Source organism: Sphingomonas immobilis, assembly GCF_030580995.1.
Lineage (GTDB): Bacteria > Pseudomonadota > Alphaproteobacteria > Sphingomonadales > Sphingomonadaceae > Sphingomonas > Sphingomonas immobilis.
Map to the genome: position 1 here is coordinate 77,412 of NZ_JAUQSZ010000017.1, position 17,332 is coordinate 94,743.

General features: G+C 65.1%; 15 protein-coding genes. 3 read left to right on the plus strand and 12 right to left on the minus strand.

What is annotated here, in order from left to right; genetic code table 11:
* Window positions 1-2 precede the first annotated feature (2 nt).
* The 12 genes from Q5H94_RS19725 to Q5H94_RS19780 all read right to left on the minus strand — a co-directional run bounded on the left by Q5H94_RS19725 (window position 3) and on the right by Q5H94_RS19780 (window position 13,248).
* Window positions 3-287 (minus strand): hypothetical protein, encoded by a 285-nt coding sequence (locus Q5H94_RS19725; protein WP_304562969.1) that lies wholly within the window; start codon window positions 285-287, stop codon window positions 3-5.
* Entirely contained in the window at window positions 284-1,726 is a 1,443-nt protein-coding gene (locus tag Q5H94_RS19730) for a class I SAM-dependent methyltransferase (RefSeq protein ID WP_304562970.1), read from the minus strand. Before Q5H94_RS19730 ends, Q5H94_RS19725 begins: the two co-directional genes overlap by 4 nt.
* A 140-nt stretch (window positions 1,727-1,866) precedes the next feature.
* Window positions 1,867-4,674: a type VI secretion system ATPase TssH gene (tssH, locus tag Q5H94_RS19735; RefSeq protein WP_304562971.1), complete on the minus strand. Its 2,808-nt coding sequence runs from the start codon at window positions 4,672-4,674 to the stop codon at window positions 1,867-1,869.
* Entirely contained in the window at window positions 4,671-5,711 is a 1,041-nt protein-coding gene (gene tssG / locus Q5H94_RS19740; RefSeq protein WP_304562972.1) for a type VI secretion system baseplate subunit TssG, read from the minus strand. Before tssG ends, tssH begins: the two co-directional genes overlap by 4 nt.
* Window positions 5,675-7,534, minus strand: a complete 1,860-nt coding sequence (gene tssF, locus Q5H94_RS19745) for a type VI secretion system baseplate subunit TssF (RefSeq protein ID WP_304562973.1) — start codon at window positions 7,532-7,534, stop codon at window positions 5,675-5,677. The genes tssG and tssF overlap by 37 nt, the downstream gene beginning before the upstream one ends.
* A gap of 4 nt (window positions 7,535-7,538) precedes the next feature.
* Window positions 7,539-8,069, minus strand: a complete 531-nt coding sequence (gene tssE / locus Q5H94_RS19750; protein ID WP_304562974.1) for a type VI secretion system baseplate subunit TssE — start codon at window positions 8,067-8,069, stop codon at window positions 7,539-7,541.
* A 6-nt stretch (window positions 8,070-8,075) separates the two neighbouring features.
* Window positions 8,076-8,861, minus strand: a complete 786-nt coding sequence (locus tag Q5H94_RS19755) for a type VI secretion system accessory protein TagJ (RefSeq protein ID WP_304562975.1) — start codon at window positions 8,859-8,861, stop codon at window positions 8,076-8,078.
* Window positions 8,862-8,880: 19 nt separating this feature from the next.
* Complete coding sequence (locus Q5H94_RS19760; protein ID WP_304562976.1) at window positions 8,881-9,375, minus strand: Hcp family type VI secretion system effector; 495 nt, start codon at window positions 9,373-9,375, stop codon at window positions 8,881-8,883.
* 82 nt (window positions 9,376-9,457) lie between these two features.
* Window positions 9,458-10,945, minus strand: a complete 1,488-nt coding sequence (gene tssC, locus Q5H94_RS19765) for a type VI secretion system contractile sheath large subunit (protein WP_304562977.1) — start codon at window positions 10,943-10,945, stop codon at window positions 9,458-9,460.
* 30 nt (window positions 10,946-10,975) lie between these two features.
* Window positions 10,976-11,503 (minus strand): type VI secretion system contractile sheath small subunit, encoded by a 528-nt coding sequence (gene tssB / locus Q5H94_RS19770; protein WP_304562978.1) that lies wholly within the window; start codon window positions 11,501-11,503, stop codon window positions 10,976-10,978.
* Between the two features lie 62 nt (window positions 11,504-11,565).
* Window positions 11,566-12,561, minus strand: coding sequence for a type VI secretion system protein TssA (locus tag Q5H94_RS19775; protein ID WP_304562979.1), 996 nt, complete (start codon window positions 12,559-12,561; stop codon window positions 11,566-11,568).
* Window positions 12,562-12,627: 66 nt separating this feature from the next.
* Window positions 12,628-13,248, minus strand: coding sequence for an OmpA family protein (locus tag Q5H94_RS19780; RefSeq protein WP_304562980.1), 621 nt, complete (start codon window positions 13,246-13,248; stop codon window positions 12,628-12,630).
* A gap of 420 nt (window positions 13,249-13,668) precedes the next feature.
* On the opposite strand from Q5H94_RS19780, the gene Q5H94_RS19785 reads away from it, so the two are divergent.
* The 3 genes from Q5H94_RS19785 to Q5H94_RS19795 all read left to right on the plus strand — a co-directional run.
* Window positions 13,669-15,675: a type VI secretion system Vgr family protein gene (locus tag Q5H94_RS19785; protein ID WP_304562981.1), complete on the plus strand. Its 2,007-nt coding sequence runs from the start codon at window positions 13,669-13,671 to the stop codon at window positions 15,673-15,675.
* A gap of 10 nt (window positions 15,676-15,685) precedes the next feature.
* Entirely contained in the window at window positions 15,686-16,255 is a 570-nt protein-coding gene (locus Q5H94_RS19790; protein ID WP_304562982.1) for a DUF6931 family protein, read from the plus strand.
* 50 nt (window positions 16,256-16,305) lie between these two features.
* The coding region (locus Q5H94_RS19795) for an FHA domain-containing protein (protein ID WP_304562983.1) at window positions 16,306-17,332 on the plus strand (1,027 nt) is incomplete at its 3' end.

Consider the following 17,332-nt stretch of genomic DNA (forward strand, 5'->3'; position numbering starts at 1 on the left):
CCCTATTCGATCCGCGTTTCATAACCCGACACGGCCTTCAGTACGAGCCGGTTGTGCCGGTATTGGCGCCTGATCCGCGCCAGGTCTGCATCGCTGCCCTTGCAATATTTGGCAAAGGCGGCCGCCATCTCCGCCGCGCGTGCCTTGTCATATTCGACTTCGCCGCGGAAATGATCACATTCGTCGCGCCGCGCGATGAAATGCCGCACGGTCGCCGGCAGCGGCGCGCGTGCGGCCGCTGGGTCCGCCGCGACGAATGTCAGCGCGAGAGCGAGCGCCGCCTTCACGCCACCAGCACACATTCGCGCGCGTAGGAGGCGAGCGCCCCTTCCAGCGCAGCGTCGTCCATCAGGCCGACCGCCCGCGCCGTCTCGGTCAGGTCGGCGCGGGTGCGCGTCCCGTCGAGCTGCGCCAGCAACCGCCGCGCCGCATCGTCGCCGATCGTCATCAGCCGGTGATCGAGCCGGCAGACGACCGTCATCTTCTCGGCCAGCATCGTGCGCACCAGCGGGCTGGCGAGCGGCCGTTCGCTGACGCTGGTCGCCCAGATCGGCGGCAGCGTCGAAAGATCGACGAAGCTCGCGTCGAACAGCCGGAAGATCACCGTGCGCAATTCCGGGCTGTCGACCAGGTCGCTCACCTTGATGCGGTTGGGATAGGCGTCGACCAGCCGGTCCATCATCGCGATCAGCACGTCGTCGGAAAATTCCAGCGCCTTCTCGGTGATGCGGTACGTGCCCGGCGCGTGGCGGATCGCGCGCGACGACACGTAGAGGTCGTTCAGCGCATCGTGGTCGAGGCTGCGCGACGGCACCTGCTCGGCCCGCACCAGCAGGGTCATGCGGAAGAAGTTGAAATTGCGGTAGTCGCTCGCCTGCGTCAGCCGCACGATCTGCGTCTCGACATCCTCGTCGGCCTCGACGTTCGGCGGCAGGAACGTGTCGGACATGCGCTCGCGGTCGGCATCGCCGAGGAAGCGCAGGCCGTTCGCCTCGGCATTGCGGACCACATTGATCAGCGCCTCGGGCTTGAAGGAATCGCCGAGCTCGTCGTGGCACAACACCGGCCAGCCCTTGCGCAGCGCCTGCTTGGCGGATTCGCGAAACGCCGTGACGGGCGCGAATTCGGGCGGCGGCGTCTCGGCGGCGAGCGCCTCCAGCGTCTGCGTCGCGACCGCCTTGCGATCCTCGCGCGGCACGCCTTCCAGCGCGAAGTTGAGCGCGTCGCGCACCGCATGGCGCAGATACCCGCCCGGCAGCGCATTGTAACTGACGAAGGCGACGCCGTTCGCCGACAGCTTGCGCCCGATCAGCGCCATCGTCGCGTCGCGCACATGCTGCGGCACCCATGCATAGAGGCCGTGCGCGATGATATAGTCGAACTCGCCGTCGAGCGCGTCGGCCGCGTCGAGGATGTCCATCGTCAGCACCCTGACGTTGTCGAGCCCCGCCGCCTCGCGCCACGCCTCCCCCCGCGCCACCGCCGTTTGCGCGAGATCGAAACTGATGAACTCAGCCCCCGGATAAGCCACCCCCAACGCGAGCAGGTTCATGCCGTCGCCCCCGGCGATCTCCAGCACGCGCGCCGTCTCGACCGGCGGCGGATTCAGCCCCGCGAGCCGGGCGACCGTCGCGAGCCGATCGGGCTGCGTCGGGTTGAAGATCGAGGTCGGATATTCGATCTCGTCATAGGCGGTGATGGTCGCGAGGCTGGATTCGGCTGTCACTCTTGTTCCCCGTCTGCCGCCGCTCGCTTCCGACGAATCGGCGGCGCGTCCTTCCCGTCGCGCCATAGACCGGCGCGCGGTGCTTTCATTGGATCGAACCGACGCGCGCCGTCACGGACGCGCGCCGGCTGGACTCCACGTCACTCGGCGGGCGACGGTTCCGACTGATCGGCGGCCACCTCGGCTTCCACCGCCGGCGCTGCCGGGGCATCGTCGCTGTCGGTGATCTCGACCGTGTGGATCACCTCGGCGACCAGCGCCGGGGCCGCCGCGTCGCCCTTCATCACGAAGTCGTAGGTGAAGCTCTGGTCCGCCGCGACGCCGACCGTGATCGCCGCCACTTCCTCGCCGTCCATCTGCTTGCCGAGCAGCGCGATCGACATTTCGGGGAGCATCGTGTTGGTCAGGATCGCGTCGATCATGCGCCCGCCCGATGCCACCTCGTTGCAGCGCGAGACGATCAGGTCGACCACATCGGGCTTGTAGGTGAGCGCGATCTTGTGGTTCTCGAAGATGCGCTTGACGATGCGGTTGAGCTGCAGCTTGACGATGCCGCCCAGCATCGTCGGCGTCAGCGGATAGTATGGCAGCACCAGCAGACGGCCGAGCAGCGCCGGCGGGAACACCTTGAGCAGTTCCGGCCGCAGCGCCGTCGCCAGCGCCTCGGGATCGGGCTTCATCTCCTCGTCTTCCGACAGGCTCATCACCAGATCGGTGCCGGCGTTCGACGTCAGCAGGATCAGCGTGTTCTTGAAGTCGATGAAGCGACCTTCGGAGTCGTTCATGAAGCCCTTGTCGAACACCTGAAAGAACATCTCATGCACGTCCGGGTGTGCCTTCTCGACCTCGTCGAGCAGGACGACCGAATAGGGCCGACGCCGCACCGCTTCCGTCAGCACGCCGCCCTGGCCGTAGCCGACATAACCGGCCGGCGCGCCTTTCAGCGTGGAGACGGTGTGCGCCTCCTGGAATTCGCTCATGTTGATGACGATCATCGAATCCGCGCCCGAGAACAGCAGTTCCGAGAGGACATGCGCCGTCTCGGTCTTGCCGACGCCCGAGGGGCCGCAGAGCATGAACACGCCAACCGGCTTGTTCGGGTTGTCGAGCTTGGCGCGGCTGGTCTGGATGCGCTTGGCGATGGCGTCCATCGCGTGATCCTGCCCGACGACGCGCGCCTTCAGCTTGTCGGCGATGGTCAGCACCGACTGGATCTCGTCCTTGACCATGCGGCCGATGGGGATGCCGGTCCAGTCGCCGATCACGGCCGCGACCGCGTCCTGATCGACCACGCCGAACACCATCGGGCTGTCGCCCTGCGCCTCGCTCATCCCCGCGATCGCGGTTTCGAGCCCGGCCTTGAGCTCCTCTTCATTGGCGGGCGCGACCTCGCCAGCCGCCTCGCGCGCGTCGGTCAGCGCCTTCCGCGCTGACACCAACAGTTCGAGCGCGGCCTTCTCGCTCGCCCATTTCGCGTTGATGGCGTCGAGATCGCCACGCGCGACGATCAGCTCCTCGTCGATCTTCGCGACGCGATCGTCCTTGCGGTACTGGCCGCTGACTTCGCGTGCGGCGACCTCGCGCTCGACCTCGAGCAGCTCGACCTTGCGCTTGCGGTCCTCGACCTGCGCCGGGGTTGCATGCTGCGACACCGCAACGCGCGCACAGGCCGTGTCGAGCAGGCTCACCGCCTTGTCGGGCAACTGCCGCGCGGGGACGTAGCGTTGCGACAGCACCACCGACGCCGCCACCGCCTCATCCAGCACAACGATATTGTGGTGCTTCTCCATCATCGGCGCGACCGAACGGATCATCGCGATCGCCTTGGGCGTCTCCGGCTCGCCGACGTCTACGGTCTGGAAGCGGCGGGTCATCGCCGGGTCCTTCTCAAAATACTGGCGATATTCGGCATAGGTCGTGGCGGCGATCGTGCGCAGCCGCCCGCGCGCCAGCGCCGGTTTCAGCAGGTTGGCGGCATCACCCGTACCCGCAGCACCACCCGCACCGATCAGCGTATGCGCCTCGTCGATGAAGAGGATGATCGGTTTCGGCGAGGACTCCACTTCGTCGATCACCTGGCGCAGGCGCTTCTCGAACTCGCCCTTCACGCTCGCGCCCGCCTGCATCAGCCCGATGTCGAGCGTGCGCAACGTCACGCCCTGCAGCGACGGCGGCACGTCGCCGTCGGCGATGCGCTTGGCGAAGCCTTCCACGACGGCGGTCTTGCCGACGCCGGCCTCGCCGATCAGGATCGGGTTGTTCTGGCGGCGACGCAGCAGGATATCGACCACCTGACGGATCTCGGCGTCGCGGCCGATGATCGAATCGATCTCGCCAGACCGCGCCTTGGCGGTCAGGTCGATCGAGAATTTGTTGAGCGCCTCGCCCTCGCCGGCACCGCCGGCTTGCGGCTCGCCCGCGCTGTCGGTCGCCGAACCGCCCGCCGCCGGGCCCGCATCGCGCTGCGTCTGCTCGATCGAGGCGCTGGTCAGCTTGTCATATTCGCCGCCGAGCTTCTCGGCCGCGATCTTGCGCCATTCGCCCGAGATCGTGAACAGCGCGTTCTTCAGCGTCGGCGTCTTGAGCATGCCGTACAGCAGATGCCCGGTCCGCACCCGGCCCGCGCCGAATTGCAGCGAGGCGTAGAGCCAGCCCTTCTCGATCGCCTCCTCAATCTGCGGCGAAAAATCGCTGATCGAGGTGGCACCACGCGGCAGCGCGTCGAGCGCCGCGACCACATCCTTGGTCAGCTTTGTATCGTCGAGCCCGAACGACGTGCGGATTGCCGCGAAGTCGTTGCGCGGATCCTGCAGCAGGATGTGGATCCAGTGGACCAGCTCGACATACGGGTTGCCGCGCATCTTGCAGAAGCTGGTCGCGGTTTCGATCGCCTTCAGGGCGGTCGGGTTCAGGCGGCCGAACAGGGCCGTGCGGCTGATCTCGCTCATAGTCTCATTTCCCCCATCGCTGGGCGTGCGCGCACGGCACGCCTTGTAAGATGAACATCTGCACGTATCCGGTCTGTTTTCCCCGGTCCGACCCATCCCGTCCAGCCGAGCCGCCCGTTGCCGTCGAGGCGCACGGGGGTGGCGTGTTTCTCGGCCATCTCGATCATGATATCCCATTCGAGATGGCTCGGCGCGAAGGCGTCCAACGCCTCCTGCGCGATCGCGAAGCGCCCACCCGAGGGCAGCAACGCCTTGAATTCGGTCATCGAATTGGCGCGGATCACGACGCGGAACGCGTCGGACGCCACCAGCACGCGCTTGCCCGACATGGCGTCTCCGCCCAGCGTCGCGAAGTCGCGGCCGAGCCGGGTCTGGTCGCCGGGCTCGATATCGCGCCAACGCGGCTGATATTCCAGCACGCGCACCGGCTGGTTGAGCAGATGGCCGAGCGCATCCTCGATCGCGACCGCGCTGCGCTTCGACGCGAACAGCGCGGCATAATGGAGCCGCGCCCGCGCCGGGAACAGCGCATCGGGGCCCGCCCCTTCGGTCGCGCCTGACAGCTTGCCGATGTACCGCGCGAAACGGTCGTCATCGGGGCGGTCGGCCTGGGCCGCGGGCTGCGAATCCGCCCACGCTCGGTAGAAGAATTGCAGCATCCGATTGGCGAGCACGTCGAGCCAGCCGCCGAACGGCCGCTTCTTCGCATAGCGCCGCTCGTAATAGGCGAACTCGGTCAGATGGATCGGCAGCGCGCCCATCGGCCCCGTCAGCCCCAGCCAGTAGCCGTTGAACTGGGGGCGCCCATGCTTGAACTCCGCCGATTCCAGCGTCGGCGCCGGAAAGGCGAGCGCGGGCACCTGCGCGAGATCGACCGCGCTCTGGCTCGGCATGCGCGCACGGCCGACGCGCGGCAGCGACGGCGAACGCGCCTCCACCCCCCGCACCGCAGGGAACAGCCCGTACCGCCGCGCCTCGGGCGCGATCGCGGCCACGAAGCTCAGATGTTGTGCTGTCGGCCCATCCTCGGCGGCCACTGCGCGAACTCCCCTTCATTCGGACTTTCGAAACTGCATTCGGTAAACGAATTGATGCTGGCGAATTCGGCCAGGAACCGTTCGAGCACGGCGCTGAACAGGAACATGCGCGCCTTCTCGAAACCGCCATCGTCGAGCTTGATGCGGATCCGGTGCCCGCGCGCGATCGCCATGCGGTCGAGCCCCGGCACGCGCCGCGCGATCTTGCGGCTGCGGATCGAGATGACGCTGTCGATCTGCCGCCTGAGCGACGCATCGTCCTGCGTACCGTAGAGCGCGAGGTGATCGCGCAGCAGCGCGGGGTCGTCGTGATCCTCGGGCGCGAGCGTCATGTAATTGGGCGTCAGATGCCCGATCACGCGCCATGCCGCATCGCCGCTCGCCAGCGGCGGGCGCGGGCGCGTCGGCGCGCGCAGCACCACGACAGCGCGCGCCGGCACGCCCGTCACCTGAAAATGATTGTCTCCACGAAATGTCAGCAGCTCGGGCAACTCGCGATTGGTGACGAGCGCGCGCACCGACAGCTCGTGTACGTCGTCCAGCCGTGTCGGATCGCCCGGCGAGGTCAGCGTCAGCCAGGTGTCGGTGCCGGTATATTCGCCGCGCCGCCGAAGCCGCCGCTCGCGCGTCCCCAGGACGCGCGGGCGCAACTGCGTCGAATAGAATAGCGCCTCGCGCCAGTCATAGAGCAGTGCCCCGAACGCATAGAGCGGCGCGACCGTGCGCGGATCGACATTGTCGCGCGCATAGGCCTTCACCTCGAGCAGGCGGAAAACCTCGAAATCGTAGCGCTTGGTGCGATCAGGCACGACGTGGAATTCGTGCTGGTATTTCTTCACCTGCACGCGGTCGAGCTGCTTTTCGAACAGGTTGATCGCGGGCGACGCGAACAGCCGGAAGTTCGACACGTCGATCGCCCCCGTCAGCACCGGCGAGGACCGGTTGAACAGCAGCACGACGTCGCACGTCTTGGGCGATTGCTTGAACGCGCGGCCGAGTTCCTTCACGTCCACGAAAAGGAATCGCTCGGGACAGGCGAAATATTCCGACAGCAGGCGATAGCCGCGGAAAGACCGTTGCTCCGCGGGCAAAAGCGCCTGATCGTCCTCGAAACCGACCTGGCCCGGCACCGGCAGCGACATCCACGACCCCGACACCGCATCGCCGGAGCGCGCCAGCACCGCGATCGTCTCGCCTGCGAGCTGGCGATAGAGTTCGCCCGGCACGCTTTCCGATCCCGCAAGATAGATCGGCAGCGACATCGGGTTGATATCGGGCAGCGCAGCGCCGCCCGTGGATTCGAAACGCAACCGGATGCCGGCTTCCGCGCGGACGTTGGCAGCGGCGGTATAGGGCGCTATCGCCGCGCGGCTCGCCAGATATTCGACCTCGCTGATGCGGATCGGCCAGAGCGTCACGTCGTGCCCGGTCTTGAAATGGACGGGCGCATTGTCCTGCTCGGTCGCGGTCGCGATCAGCTCCGTCCCGCGCGGGACGAGATGGCCCTTGGCGAGCGCCGGATCGCCATCCTTGGGCTCGAACCCCGCCACGCAGATCGACGGCATCGGCGCGAGATAATGCGGCTGCACCGCATGGAGCAGGTGGTGCGTGAACTCGGGATATTGATCCGCCATCTTGAGCTGCACGCGCGCGCCGAGATAGGCGACGCCCTCCAGCAGGCGTTCGACATAGGGATCGGGATCGGTCGGCGTCTTCAGGCCGAGGCGGCCGGCGACCGTCTCATGCTCCTCGCCGAATTCGCGCGCGGCTTCGCGCAGATAGGCGAGCTCGTCGTTGTAATATCGCAGCAGGCGCGGGTCCATCGCGCTACTCCCGCACGTCGACGGAGGCCGTATCCGGGTCGAGTTCGGTGCGGAACTTCACGGGCATCGACTGCGTCGCGTTGGTGATGTCGCCCTGGATCACGAATTCCACGTTCGTGCCATGCTCGTCGGTGGCGGGCGTGACGCTCAGGCTGCGCTCGTCCAGGCGGGGCTCGAACAGCCGCACGGCCTTGCGGATCTCGCGCGCGCGCTGGAGGATCGATCGCTTGGTCAGCGCCTTGCCGGCCAGATCGGGCAGGCCGTAATTGAGCACCGAGCTCTGCACTTCGGGATAGGGCTCGAGATCGTCGAGCGCCTCGAGGTTGGTGGTGTTGAGCAGCCAGGCCAGCTCACGCCGGATCGTGTTGCGCAGCGCCGCTTCGTTGAAGCGTTCGAGCTTGGGCACTGAATAATAGCGGAAATTCTCGCGGCTCACCTCGACGCTCTCGCCGCTCATGTCGCGCAGGCCCGATATCTCCAGGTCCGCGACAAGCTTGTCGAATAGGGTCGGGGTAAGGCGCTGCTTTACCGCCACGGGAGATCAGGTGAAGCTGAGCGTGCGCAGCGACAGCAGCCCATGCTCGTTCTCGGTCGACAGCGACCAGAGATGCTGACCGACGCCCGACTGGCCCCAGTCCTGATCGATCCACGATGTGGCCTTGGTCAGCTTCTCGTCGATCCGGTCGGACAATTCGGTGCCGGGGTAGCGCGCCGGCAGCATCGCCGCGACCGACTGGCCCGACTTGAAGGCGATCTGGACGGGGAACCAGAGGATGTCGCGCAGGTCGCGCGCGCCTTCGCTCTTGATCGTCTCGACCTGGTCGAACGGCTGGATGCCGTACTTGCCCGCGATGATCGCCTCGAAACAGGGGCCGAAGCGCCCGTCCGCGTCGGCGATCCACTCGAAGGCTTCGCCGTCGAGCTCACCCGGCGTATCAGGCGCCGCATCGAAGGCCGCGCCGCGCGCGTCGTCACCTTCGGAAATGCGCCCGTTGGCGAAATGGTGGATCGCGTCGATCACGCCGTTCGCCCATTCGGACTCGACGTGCTGACGCGCCTTTACCGCGCCGGAAAAGACCTGGGCGCGCTCGGCCTCGGCGTCGATCGCCTGGCCGTATGCCATGGCGAGCATCTGCGCCTCGCCCGACATCTGGGCGATCGTCGCCAGCTGACGGCGGGCCTTGTCCCACTCCCCCGCAAGCGCGAGGAACTGGAACAAGAACATCCGTGCCTGCACGTTCGCCGGCTCGGTGCGGACGGTCTCGACCAGTGCAGCACGCGCACCGTCGAGATCGCCCGCCCGTAGCAGTTCGTCCGCATTCGGCATGATCTGCGGACCTTTCGGATCAGCCAGCGATGTTCTGGCGGATATCGAAGAACGACTTGATCGCGCCGCCATCCTTCGCACCGGTGTTGCTCTGCGGCTGATATTCGAACTCGAACTTGGCAGCGGTGAGCGCGACCGACTCGAGCACCGAGTCACCTTCGATGTGCGCGGTGTTGTCGAAGTTGGAGATGATCACGTCGGTCAGCTTGATCGTGTAATACACCATCGGCTGCTCGCCGTCGCCGGCCTTCAGCGCGTAGATCGTCATGTCGGTGATGTGCTTGCCGGTGACGCAGGCCTTGAACAGGTTCACCGACGCCTTGCAGACGCGCTTGCTGATCGTGATGCCGGTGACATCGGCCTTGCCCGCGCCGCCGCCGGCGCCGCCGGTGTGCCAGGCAGCCGTCTGGGTCGCACCAAAGTGGAAATCGGTGATGTCGATTTCGTTCTTGTGGTTTTCCTTCTGCGATTCACCATCGATACCATTGATCTTCAGGAACATATTAACAGACATAGCAACCTCCTTTGAGAAGCGCACAAGTGCGCACTAGCCGACCCAACATACTGCTGGTGTTATATTTCTGTATTCTGGCGTTTTAACCCTTGGGCAGGCGCGAGACCATGCTCAGGGCGATATCCATGCCCTCGAGCTGGTAATGCGGCACGAACATGAACTTGCCCTGGTAGTAACCGGGATTCTCGGGATCCGCGATGATCTCGACCTTTGCATCCTTGAGCGGAAGCTGGGCCTTGGTCGTCTCGCTCGACGTCGCCGGCGAACCATCGACATACTGGAGCACCCAGTTGTTCAGGTCGCGCTGCAGCTGTGCCGCTTCGCGATTGCCGCCCACCCAGTCGCGCACCATGCACTTCAGATAATGTGCGAAGCGCGTGCTGGCGAAGATGTACGGCAGGCGTGCCGACAGATTGGCGTTCGCGGTCGCGTCGGCATTCTCATAGGCCTTGGGCCGGTTGAGCGTCTGCGCGCCGATGAACGTCGCCTGGTCGGTGTTCTTGCGGTGAATGAGCGCGAGCATGCCGGCGGCCGAAAGCTCGGCCTCGCGACGGTCCGAAATGGCGATCTCGGTCGGGCACTTCATGTCGACGCCGCCGTCATCGGTCGGGAACGACGCCGTGGGCAGACCCTCGACCGTGCCACCCGATTCCACGCCGCGGATGCGCGTACACCAGCCATACGTGTTGAACGCTTCGGTGATGCGCGTCGCCATCGCATAGGCCGCATTGACCCACAGATGCTTGTCGTGCTCGCCGTCGGTCTCTTCCTCGAAATCGAACTCCTCGACCGGCTCGGTCGTCGCGCCATAGACCGGGCGGCCCAGGAAGCGCGGCATCGTCAGCGCCATGTAGCGGCTGTCGTCCGACTGACGGAACGTGCGCCACGCCATATATTCCTGCGCTTCGAACAGCTTGCCCAGATCGCGTGGATTGGCGAGCTCGGTCCAGCTGTCCATGCCGAACAGCGGCGGCGCGGCAGCGGCGATGAACGGCGCGTGCGCCGCCGCACCGATCTTCGAAAGGCCCTTGAGCACTTCGAGGTTCGGGGCGGTGTGATCGAACGCATAGTCGCAGGTGAAGGCACCGAATGGCTGACCGCCGAGCTGACCGAATTCCGACTCGTAGATCTTCTTGAACAGCGGGCTCTGGTCCCACGCCGCGTCGCGATACTGGCGGAACATCTTGCGACATTCCTCCTTCGACATGTTCATCACGCGGATCTTCATGTCCTTACCGGTCGAGGTGTTCATGACCAGATAGTTGAGACCGCGCCAGGCCGATTCGAGTTCCTGGAATTCCTTGTGATGCAGGATCAGGTTGACCTGCTCGGTCAGCTTGCGGTCGATCGCCGCACGCATCGCATCGACCGTCGAATAGACGTCGTCGCCGATCACCGCCGCGTCCTGCAACGCCTGCTGGGCAAGCGTCTGGACCGCCGTTTCGATGCGCGTCTTGCGAACGTCGTCGGCCGGCTTGAATTCCTTTTGCAGCAACGACGAGAAATCGTCGAACGCAAAAGCTTCGGCCTGCGGCAAACCGCCGTCGGATTGGAGTGCTTCTTCAGCCATGTTCCCGCCTCTTCCCTAGCCCGCAGGCAATTATTCCGCCGTTTCGCCTTCGCCCTTGGCCGCGTCGTCCGACTTGGCGCTCGACAGCGCCGAGAGCAGCGCCGGATCCTTCAGCACCTTGTCGAGCAGCTCCTGCGCGCCGTCCTTGCCGTCCATATAGACCATCAGGTCGCTGAGCTGCTGACGCGCCTCGAGCAGCTTGGCGAGCGCCGGCGTGTTCTTGGCGATCGCACCGGGCGAGAAATCGTTCATGTTGTTGAAGGTCAGATCGATCCCGAGCTTGCTGCCGTCGCCTGCCAGCGTGTTGTCGACAGTGAAAGCCGCGCGCGGCGCAATCGCCTCCATGCGCTGATCGAAATTGTCCATGTCGAATTCGGTGAAGTCGCGCTTGGAGACTTCCTTCTTTTCGACCAGGCTCTTGCCCGAAAGATCCGACAACACGCCCATCACGAACGGAAGCTCCACCTTCTGGCGCGAGCCGTAGGTTTCGACTTCGTATTCGATGTGAACGCGAGGTGCCCGATTTTCCTTGATGAACTTCTGTCCGCTCTTGGCCATGTTATCACCCCGCCTGTTCGTTAAATCTCAACTATACAATTACGAAACGTAATGCACGTCAATCACCAGCTTGAGCTAGAACTTTCTTCTGTTGGCTTTGCCAACAACACCGCGCCGGCCTCTGACACACCCGCTGGCGCGATGTCGCGCAAAATCGCCATGAAATCCATCGGCACCCACGTCCGCACACGACGAAGCGCGACCGGAATCGGGCTGCCCGGCTCACGCCGCTGATAATAATCGGCAATCGCGTCGATCGCCTTGATGACATCGTCGCGCGATTCGACTCGGCCGCCGATACGCGGGCCGTCGCCACCACTGGCGGCGGACGAACCGCCGCCCGAGTCGGCCGCGCCGTCTTCCTCCGGCGTGGCCTCGGGCTCGAGCCCGGCGTAGGGGATCAGACCGGCACGGATCGCGTCGATCGCCTCATAGGTCGGGTTGAAATCGGTGCCGGTGTCGCCGTCGGCATTGGCCATCAGCACGATGTCGCAGCGCTTGATGGCGGAGCGGATCGTGTCGAACGACGCGAGCGCCGCCTGCAGATCGGCCACGTCGGTCTCGGTGACCGCGTGGCGGAACATGCCGAAACGGTCTGCCGCATCGCCTTCGGTGTTGAAACGGATCAGATCCTCGCCGGTGAAGTTGCCGAGGCGGGGATGCGCGATCAGCACCATGCGCTTCAGCGGCCCGATGAACGGCCCGATCTTCGTCAGCGACTCGCACGGGCCCTTGCGGCCCTGGAATCCATAGTCGTCGAGCTGCGGATACATCGACGGCCAGTAATTCTCGAACATGCCGGCCAGGAATTCAGCGCCCGCCTGCACCGTGCCGAGCTCGCTCTTATGCGCACCTGCGCGCATCAGATAGATGGCGAGCCAGATGTCCTTGGTGCGGCCGATCTGCCCGGTGATGAGCTTGATGATGTTGCGCCAGTCGACCGAGCCCGCGTCCTCCTCGAACGCGATCTCGATTTCCTGCCGCTCGGGATCGTCATAGAGATCCGCACCCGTGGGCGCGTCATCCGACACCGGCTTGAGAAGATCCTCAGCCAGCATCGGACACACCCGTTACGTTGCGCGTAGATGGCGCCACTTCGAAACCCCCCACCCCGAAGGAAAGTGTCAGGAAATCAGCGCAGCCTCGACACGGCGGTTCGCCGGATCAGCCTTGCGATGACCCGCCAGCGGCTCTTCCGAACCGCGGCCCTTCACCTCGAGACGGGACGAGTCGACGCCGTGGCCGATCAGATAGTCCGCCACTGCCTGCGCACGGCGGCGCGACAGGTCGAGATTGCGCGCGGCATCGCCCACCGAATCGGTGTGGCCTTCGATCAGGAAGCGCTTGCCCGACAGAGCCGGCGACATCAGCGACTGCTGGAAGATCTTGGCGGTCGCGACACCCGAGTCCGTCATCCGGTCAGAGCCGAACTCGAAACCGATCGACAGATCGGCGCGCTGGCCACGGCCGACCGACTCCACCGACGGACGGCGCGAGGTCGTCGCCTCGGCAACCTCGGTCCGGCCGGGGCGGCGCACCTGCGGCGTCGCGGCGACAGGAGCCTTGGCGATGCGGAAGCCCTTGGTCTGCGGCGCGGTCTCGGCGACCTTGACCGGCTCGGCAGGCTGGCCCGCGCGCGCCAGGCGGAAGCCCTTGGTCGCAGGGGCGGCCTGAGTCGGCGTGGCGGCCTGCGGCGCGGAGCGGGCGAGGCGGAAGCCCTTGGTCGCCGGCGCTTCCTTGGTCACGGTCTCGGGTGCCGGCTGACCGTCACACTGGCCCGCGAAAGTGCAGAGGTAGCTTGCAACGCTCGGCTCCTGAGCGTTCGACGCAGTCTGCGCAGACGCCGGAACGGCGAATGCAAGCAGACCTGTCACGGCGCATGAGAGCGCCAATGATCGCTTAACGACACGCATTTTCCCTATATCCCCAGAAAAGAATCGTTACGAATGCGACTTATTACTGGAGTCCTTACCACTTGCAGCCGGTCACTAGCAAGCTGGAAGTATTCGCTTCTTATGTGCTAACATGCTTAAGAGCGCACTATGGGCCGTTGCGCGGACAATCAAAATGCTTAGTAGACTGCCGATAGAACCCAAGGTCGCGGCATCCACACGGCGGGGGAGGTCCGGAAAATGCCCTTAGTTCCTGTATCGAGATTGACGGAAATGTCGATCGACCTGGGTGATGAGCAGGTCGACCTTGAGAGTATTGAATGTATCGAAGCGCTCAGCACACAGTTCACCATCATGGTGGACGTGCTGGCGACGCTTGAGGTCGATTTACATCCGCACCTCGGCAAGGCCTGTTCTCTCAGCGTCAAGGAAGACGGCAAGGTTCTGCGGTATTTCCACGGCCTGCTGGTATCCGGCGATTATCATAGCGAAGGAAAAAGCGGCCATCGTTACCGCCTGACGTTGAAGCCGTTTGCCTATTTCATGTCGCAGAATCGCGACATGGCGATTTTTCAGAACAAGAACGCGCTCGACATCATCAAAGATGTCTTCAAGAGCAGCGGCATTTCCGATGTCGAATACGAATGCGCGGTCGATCTGCCGATGCGACTGTATTGTGTGCAGTATCAGGAAAGCGATTTCGCCTTCATCTCGCGGCTGATGGAGGAAGAAGGCATCTATTACTTCTTCCGGCACGAGAAGGACCGGCACGTCATGGTGCTGTGCGATGCGCCGCACGCGCACAAGGACGGCAAGCCCGCCAGCCTCGTCTACAACCCGCAAGCCAAGGGCCTGTTCGCAGCCGAATCGGAGGATTGGGGCAAGGGCCAGCATTTCCTGCAGAGTTGGCACGAGCGCGTGTCGACCACCGGCGAAGCCAAGGTCACGATCCGCGATTTCGACTTCAAGGTGCCCGACAAGCCGCTGCATTCGACCAAGTCCGGCGAACTCGAACATCCCAACGACAACCGCGAAGTCTATCACTACCCGGGCCGCTTTTCCTTCGAACAGGGCAACAAGGAAGATCAGGAGACGATCGGCCAGGATCGCAGCGAACGGCTGCTGCACGGCATGCGCTCGCAGCGTCGCGTCTTCACCGGCACCTCTCAGGCGAGCGGTCTCTCGGTCGGCACGAAGATGACCATCAGCAAGCATGAGGAAGTGCCGCGGATGGAAGGCGCCTATCTCATCACATCGACCTATCACAGCATCGCCGCCGAGACGTATCGCACCGGCGAGATGATGTACGAGGACGAGTTCAACGTCCGTTTCGAAGCGATCCCGGCCGCCACGTTCTTCCAGCCGCCGCATGTCACGCCGCGCCCGGTCGTGACCGGCCTGGAATCTGCGGTGGTGACGGGGCCGACCGGCTGGGATGATATCTACACCGACGAATTCGGCCGCGTGAAGGTCCGCTTCCACTGGGACCGCGCGAACACGCCCGGCGAGAAATCGACCTGCTGGATCCGCGTGTCGCAAACCGGCGGCCTCGGCAACCTCATCCTGCCGCGCATCGGGCACGAGGTGCTGGTCGATTTCCTCGGCGGCGATCCCGATCGCCCGCTCGTCGTCGGCCGCGTGTTCAACAAGTCGAACATGCCGATCTACAAGCTGCCGGAGGAAAAGACCAAGGCGCTGTGGGCGACCAAGACCTGGAACAAGCAGGGCGATTACCCGGATACGATGACGCTCGACAGCGGCGACCTTGGCCGCAACGAAATCCGTTTCGACGACAATGGCGGCAAGGAAGAAATCTTCATCCACGCCAATCGGGATATGAAGACGCGCGTTCGCTACCAGGAATCGCACCATGTCGGCAATGATCAGGAGATCAAGATCGGCAAGGACCGCAACGAAGAGGTGATGAAGAACGAGACGGTCAAGATTCACGAGAACCGTACCAGCAAGATCGACAAATCCGAAACGCTGGACATCGGCGAGAATCAGAAATTGACGATCCTGGGTGCGCAAACGACCGAGATTACCAAGAACTACAAGATCACCACGCACGCCGAGTATATTCTGAAGGCCGATACGAAGATCACTCTTCAGGTCGGGCCGTCCAAGATCGTCATGGACAATCTCGGCATCACGATCAGCGCGCCCAACAAGGTGGACATCAGCGGCGGCCTGGAATTCAAGGCGAGCGCGATGGATGCGACGCTCAGCGGCGGCATGACCCATGTCACGGGCGGCATGGTCAAGATCAATTCGGGTTGAGGCGGGGGAAATGAGCGAGTGGAGCATCATACGGTTCACCGAAGCCCGCCAGGTCGCCGAACTGGCCGGGCACGACGAGGATTCGCTGCCTGACCCGGCCGTCTCCGTCCGTGCGCACTACGACAAGGTGCGCGCCGAGGAGGGCGGCACCTATGCCGCGCTCGAATTCATCGGCGTTGCGCTGCCCCGGCTCGAAGCGATCAACTGGGCCGCGCATATCCTCGATACGGAATCGCGCAATCGCGAGTTGAAGCTGCGCGACCGCCAGACGCTCGATTACTGCCTGCGCTGGCTGGGCGATCCGACGGACGCGAACCGTCATGCCGCGCACGAGGCGGCACAGGCGGCGAGCCCGCGGGAGCCGGAGCGGCTGCTCGGCTTCGCGGTCTATTATTCGGGCGGGTCGATCTCGCTGCCCGATCTGCCGCCGGTCCTGCCCCCGCCCGAGGCCGCCGCGCGCTTCGCGGTTGGCGCGATCGCGACCGCGGCGTATCGCACCGACGCGCCCGAGCTGCTGTTCGAGCGCGCACTGGCACTCGCGGAAGCTGTTGCTTCGAAAGGAATTGGGGCACTCTCGTAGACATGACGTTGACGCTGACGATTCGAAACTTCGATCGACTCGAAAATGGCATGCCGACCGAACTCGTGCTGCATCGCCGCGGCGCGCTGATCGGGCGGTCGCCGACGTGCGACTGGAGCCTGCCCGATCCGCGCCACTACATCTCGTCACGGCACGGCGAGATCCAGTTCTCCGACGATTTTTACTCCTTCGTCGACATCAGCATGAACGGCACCCACCTGAACGGCTCGCCCGACCGGATGGAGGGCCCGCGCCGGATCGAGAACGGCGACGTGTTCACGATCGGCCAGTATGAGGTCGTCGCGGCGCTGACCGGCGTCGCTGCGGTCGCGATCGAGAAGGAATCGGAAGCGGCCGCCGCCGCGCAGCAGAGCAACTGGGGCGGCTGGGCGAGCCACGCTCCGCCCGCGCCGCCGCCCGTCGATGATGGCGGCTGGGGCAGCCCGCCCGCGTCCGACGACGGCTGGGGCTCGCCCCCGCCGCCTGCCAGCGATCCCGGCGGCGGTGGCTGGGGTGCCCCGTCCTCCTCGCCCGCACCCGGCGGTGGTGGCGGATGGCAGCCGCAGACCGGCCCGTCGCTCGCGAAGCCCGACGCGCACCGCGCGGCAAGCTGGGGCTCGCCCACGCCGTCCGCGCCGCCGCCGGTCGCCTCGGGCTGGGCACCCTCGGCCAGCGTACCCCTCCCCGCCGTGCAATCCGCATGGGAGCCGCATGTCGAGAAGCAGCAGCAGGCCTCCGACTGGTCGAGCGCCGCGCCCGACCGACCGCCGGTCGCGAGCCCCGACGACATCTGGGGCAAGATCGCGGACGGCAATGTCGTCGACTGGGCACGCGGCGGCTTCGGCCAGCCGATCGAGGAAAACCGTGATCCGCTCGGCTTGAACAAGGCCTCCGCACAGGCATCCTTGCCGCAGGCCACGCCGCAGATGGCCAAGTTCGGCCAGAACGACGCCTGGGGCGCGAGCCCGGCTGCCGCTCCCGCCCCACCGGCCGCGCCGCAGAACGACGGCTGGGGCGCTCCGCCGCCCGCGCCGCCTGCGCAGAACGACGCCTGGGGCGCGGGGCCCGCGCCCGAGC

Bases quoted from the DNA above. Each gene is read 5' to 3' on its own strand.
- tssH (WP_304562971.1), bottom strand. From the start codon at position 4,674: ATGAGCGAGATCAGCCGCACGGCCCTGTTCGGCCGCCTGAACCCGACC.
- tssF (WP_304562973.1), bottom strand. From the start codon at position 7,534: ATGGACCCGCGCCTGCTGCGATATTACAACGACGAGCTCGCCTATCTG.
- Q5H94_RS19755 (WP_304562975.1), bottom strand. From the start codon at position 8,861: ATGCCGAATGCGGACGAACTGCTACGGGCGGGCGATCTCGACGGTGCG.
- Q5H94_RS19760 (WP_304562976.1), bottom strand. From the start codon at position 9,375: ATGTCTGTTAATATGTTCCTGAAGATCAATGGTATCGATGGTGAATCG.
- tssC (WP_304562977.1), bottom strand. From the start codon at position 10,945: ATGGCTGAAGAAGCACTCCAATCCGACGGCGGTTTGCCGCAGGCCGAA.
- tssB (WP_304562978.1), bottom strand. From the start codon at position 11,503: ATGGCCAAGAGCGGACAGAAGTTCATCAAGGAAAATCGGGCACCTCGC.
- Q5H94_RS19775 (WP_304562979.1), bottom strand. From the start codon at position 12,561: ATGCTGGCTGAGGATCTTCTCAAGCCGGTGTCGGATGACGCGCCCACG.
- Q5H94_RS19785 (WP_304562981.1), top strand. From the start codon at position 13,669: ATGTCGATCGACCTGGGTGATGAGCAGGTCGACCTTGAGAGTATTGAA.
- Q5H94_RS19790 (WP_304562982.1), top strand. From the start codon at position 15,686: ATGAGCGAGTGGAGCATCATACGGTTCACCGAAGCCCGCCAGGTCGCC.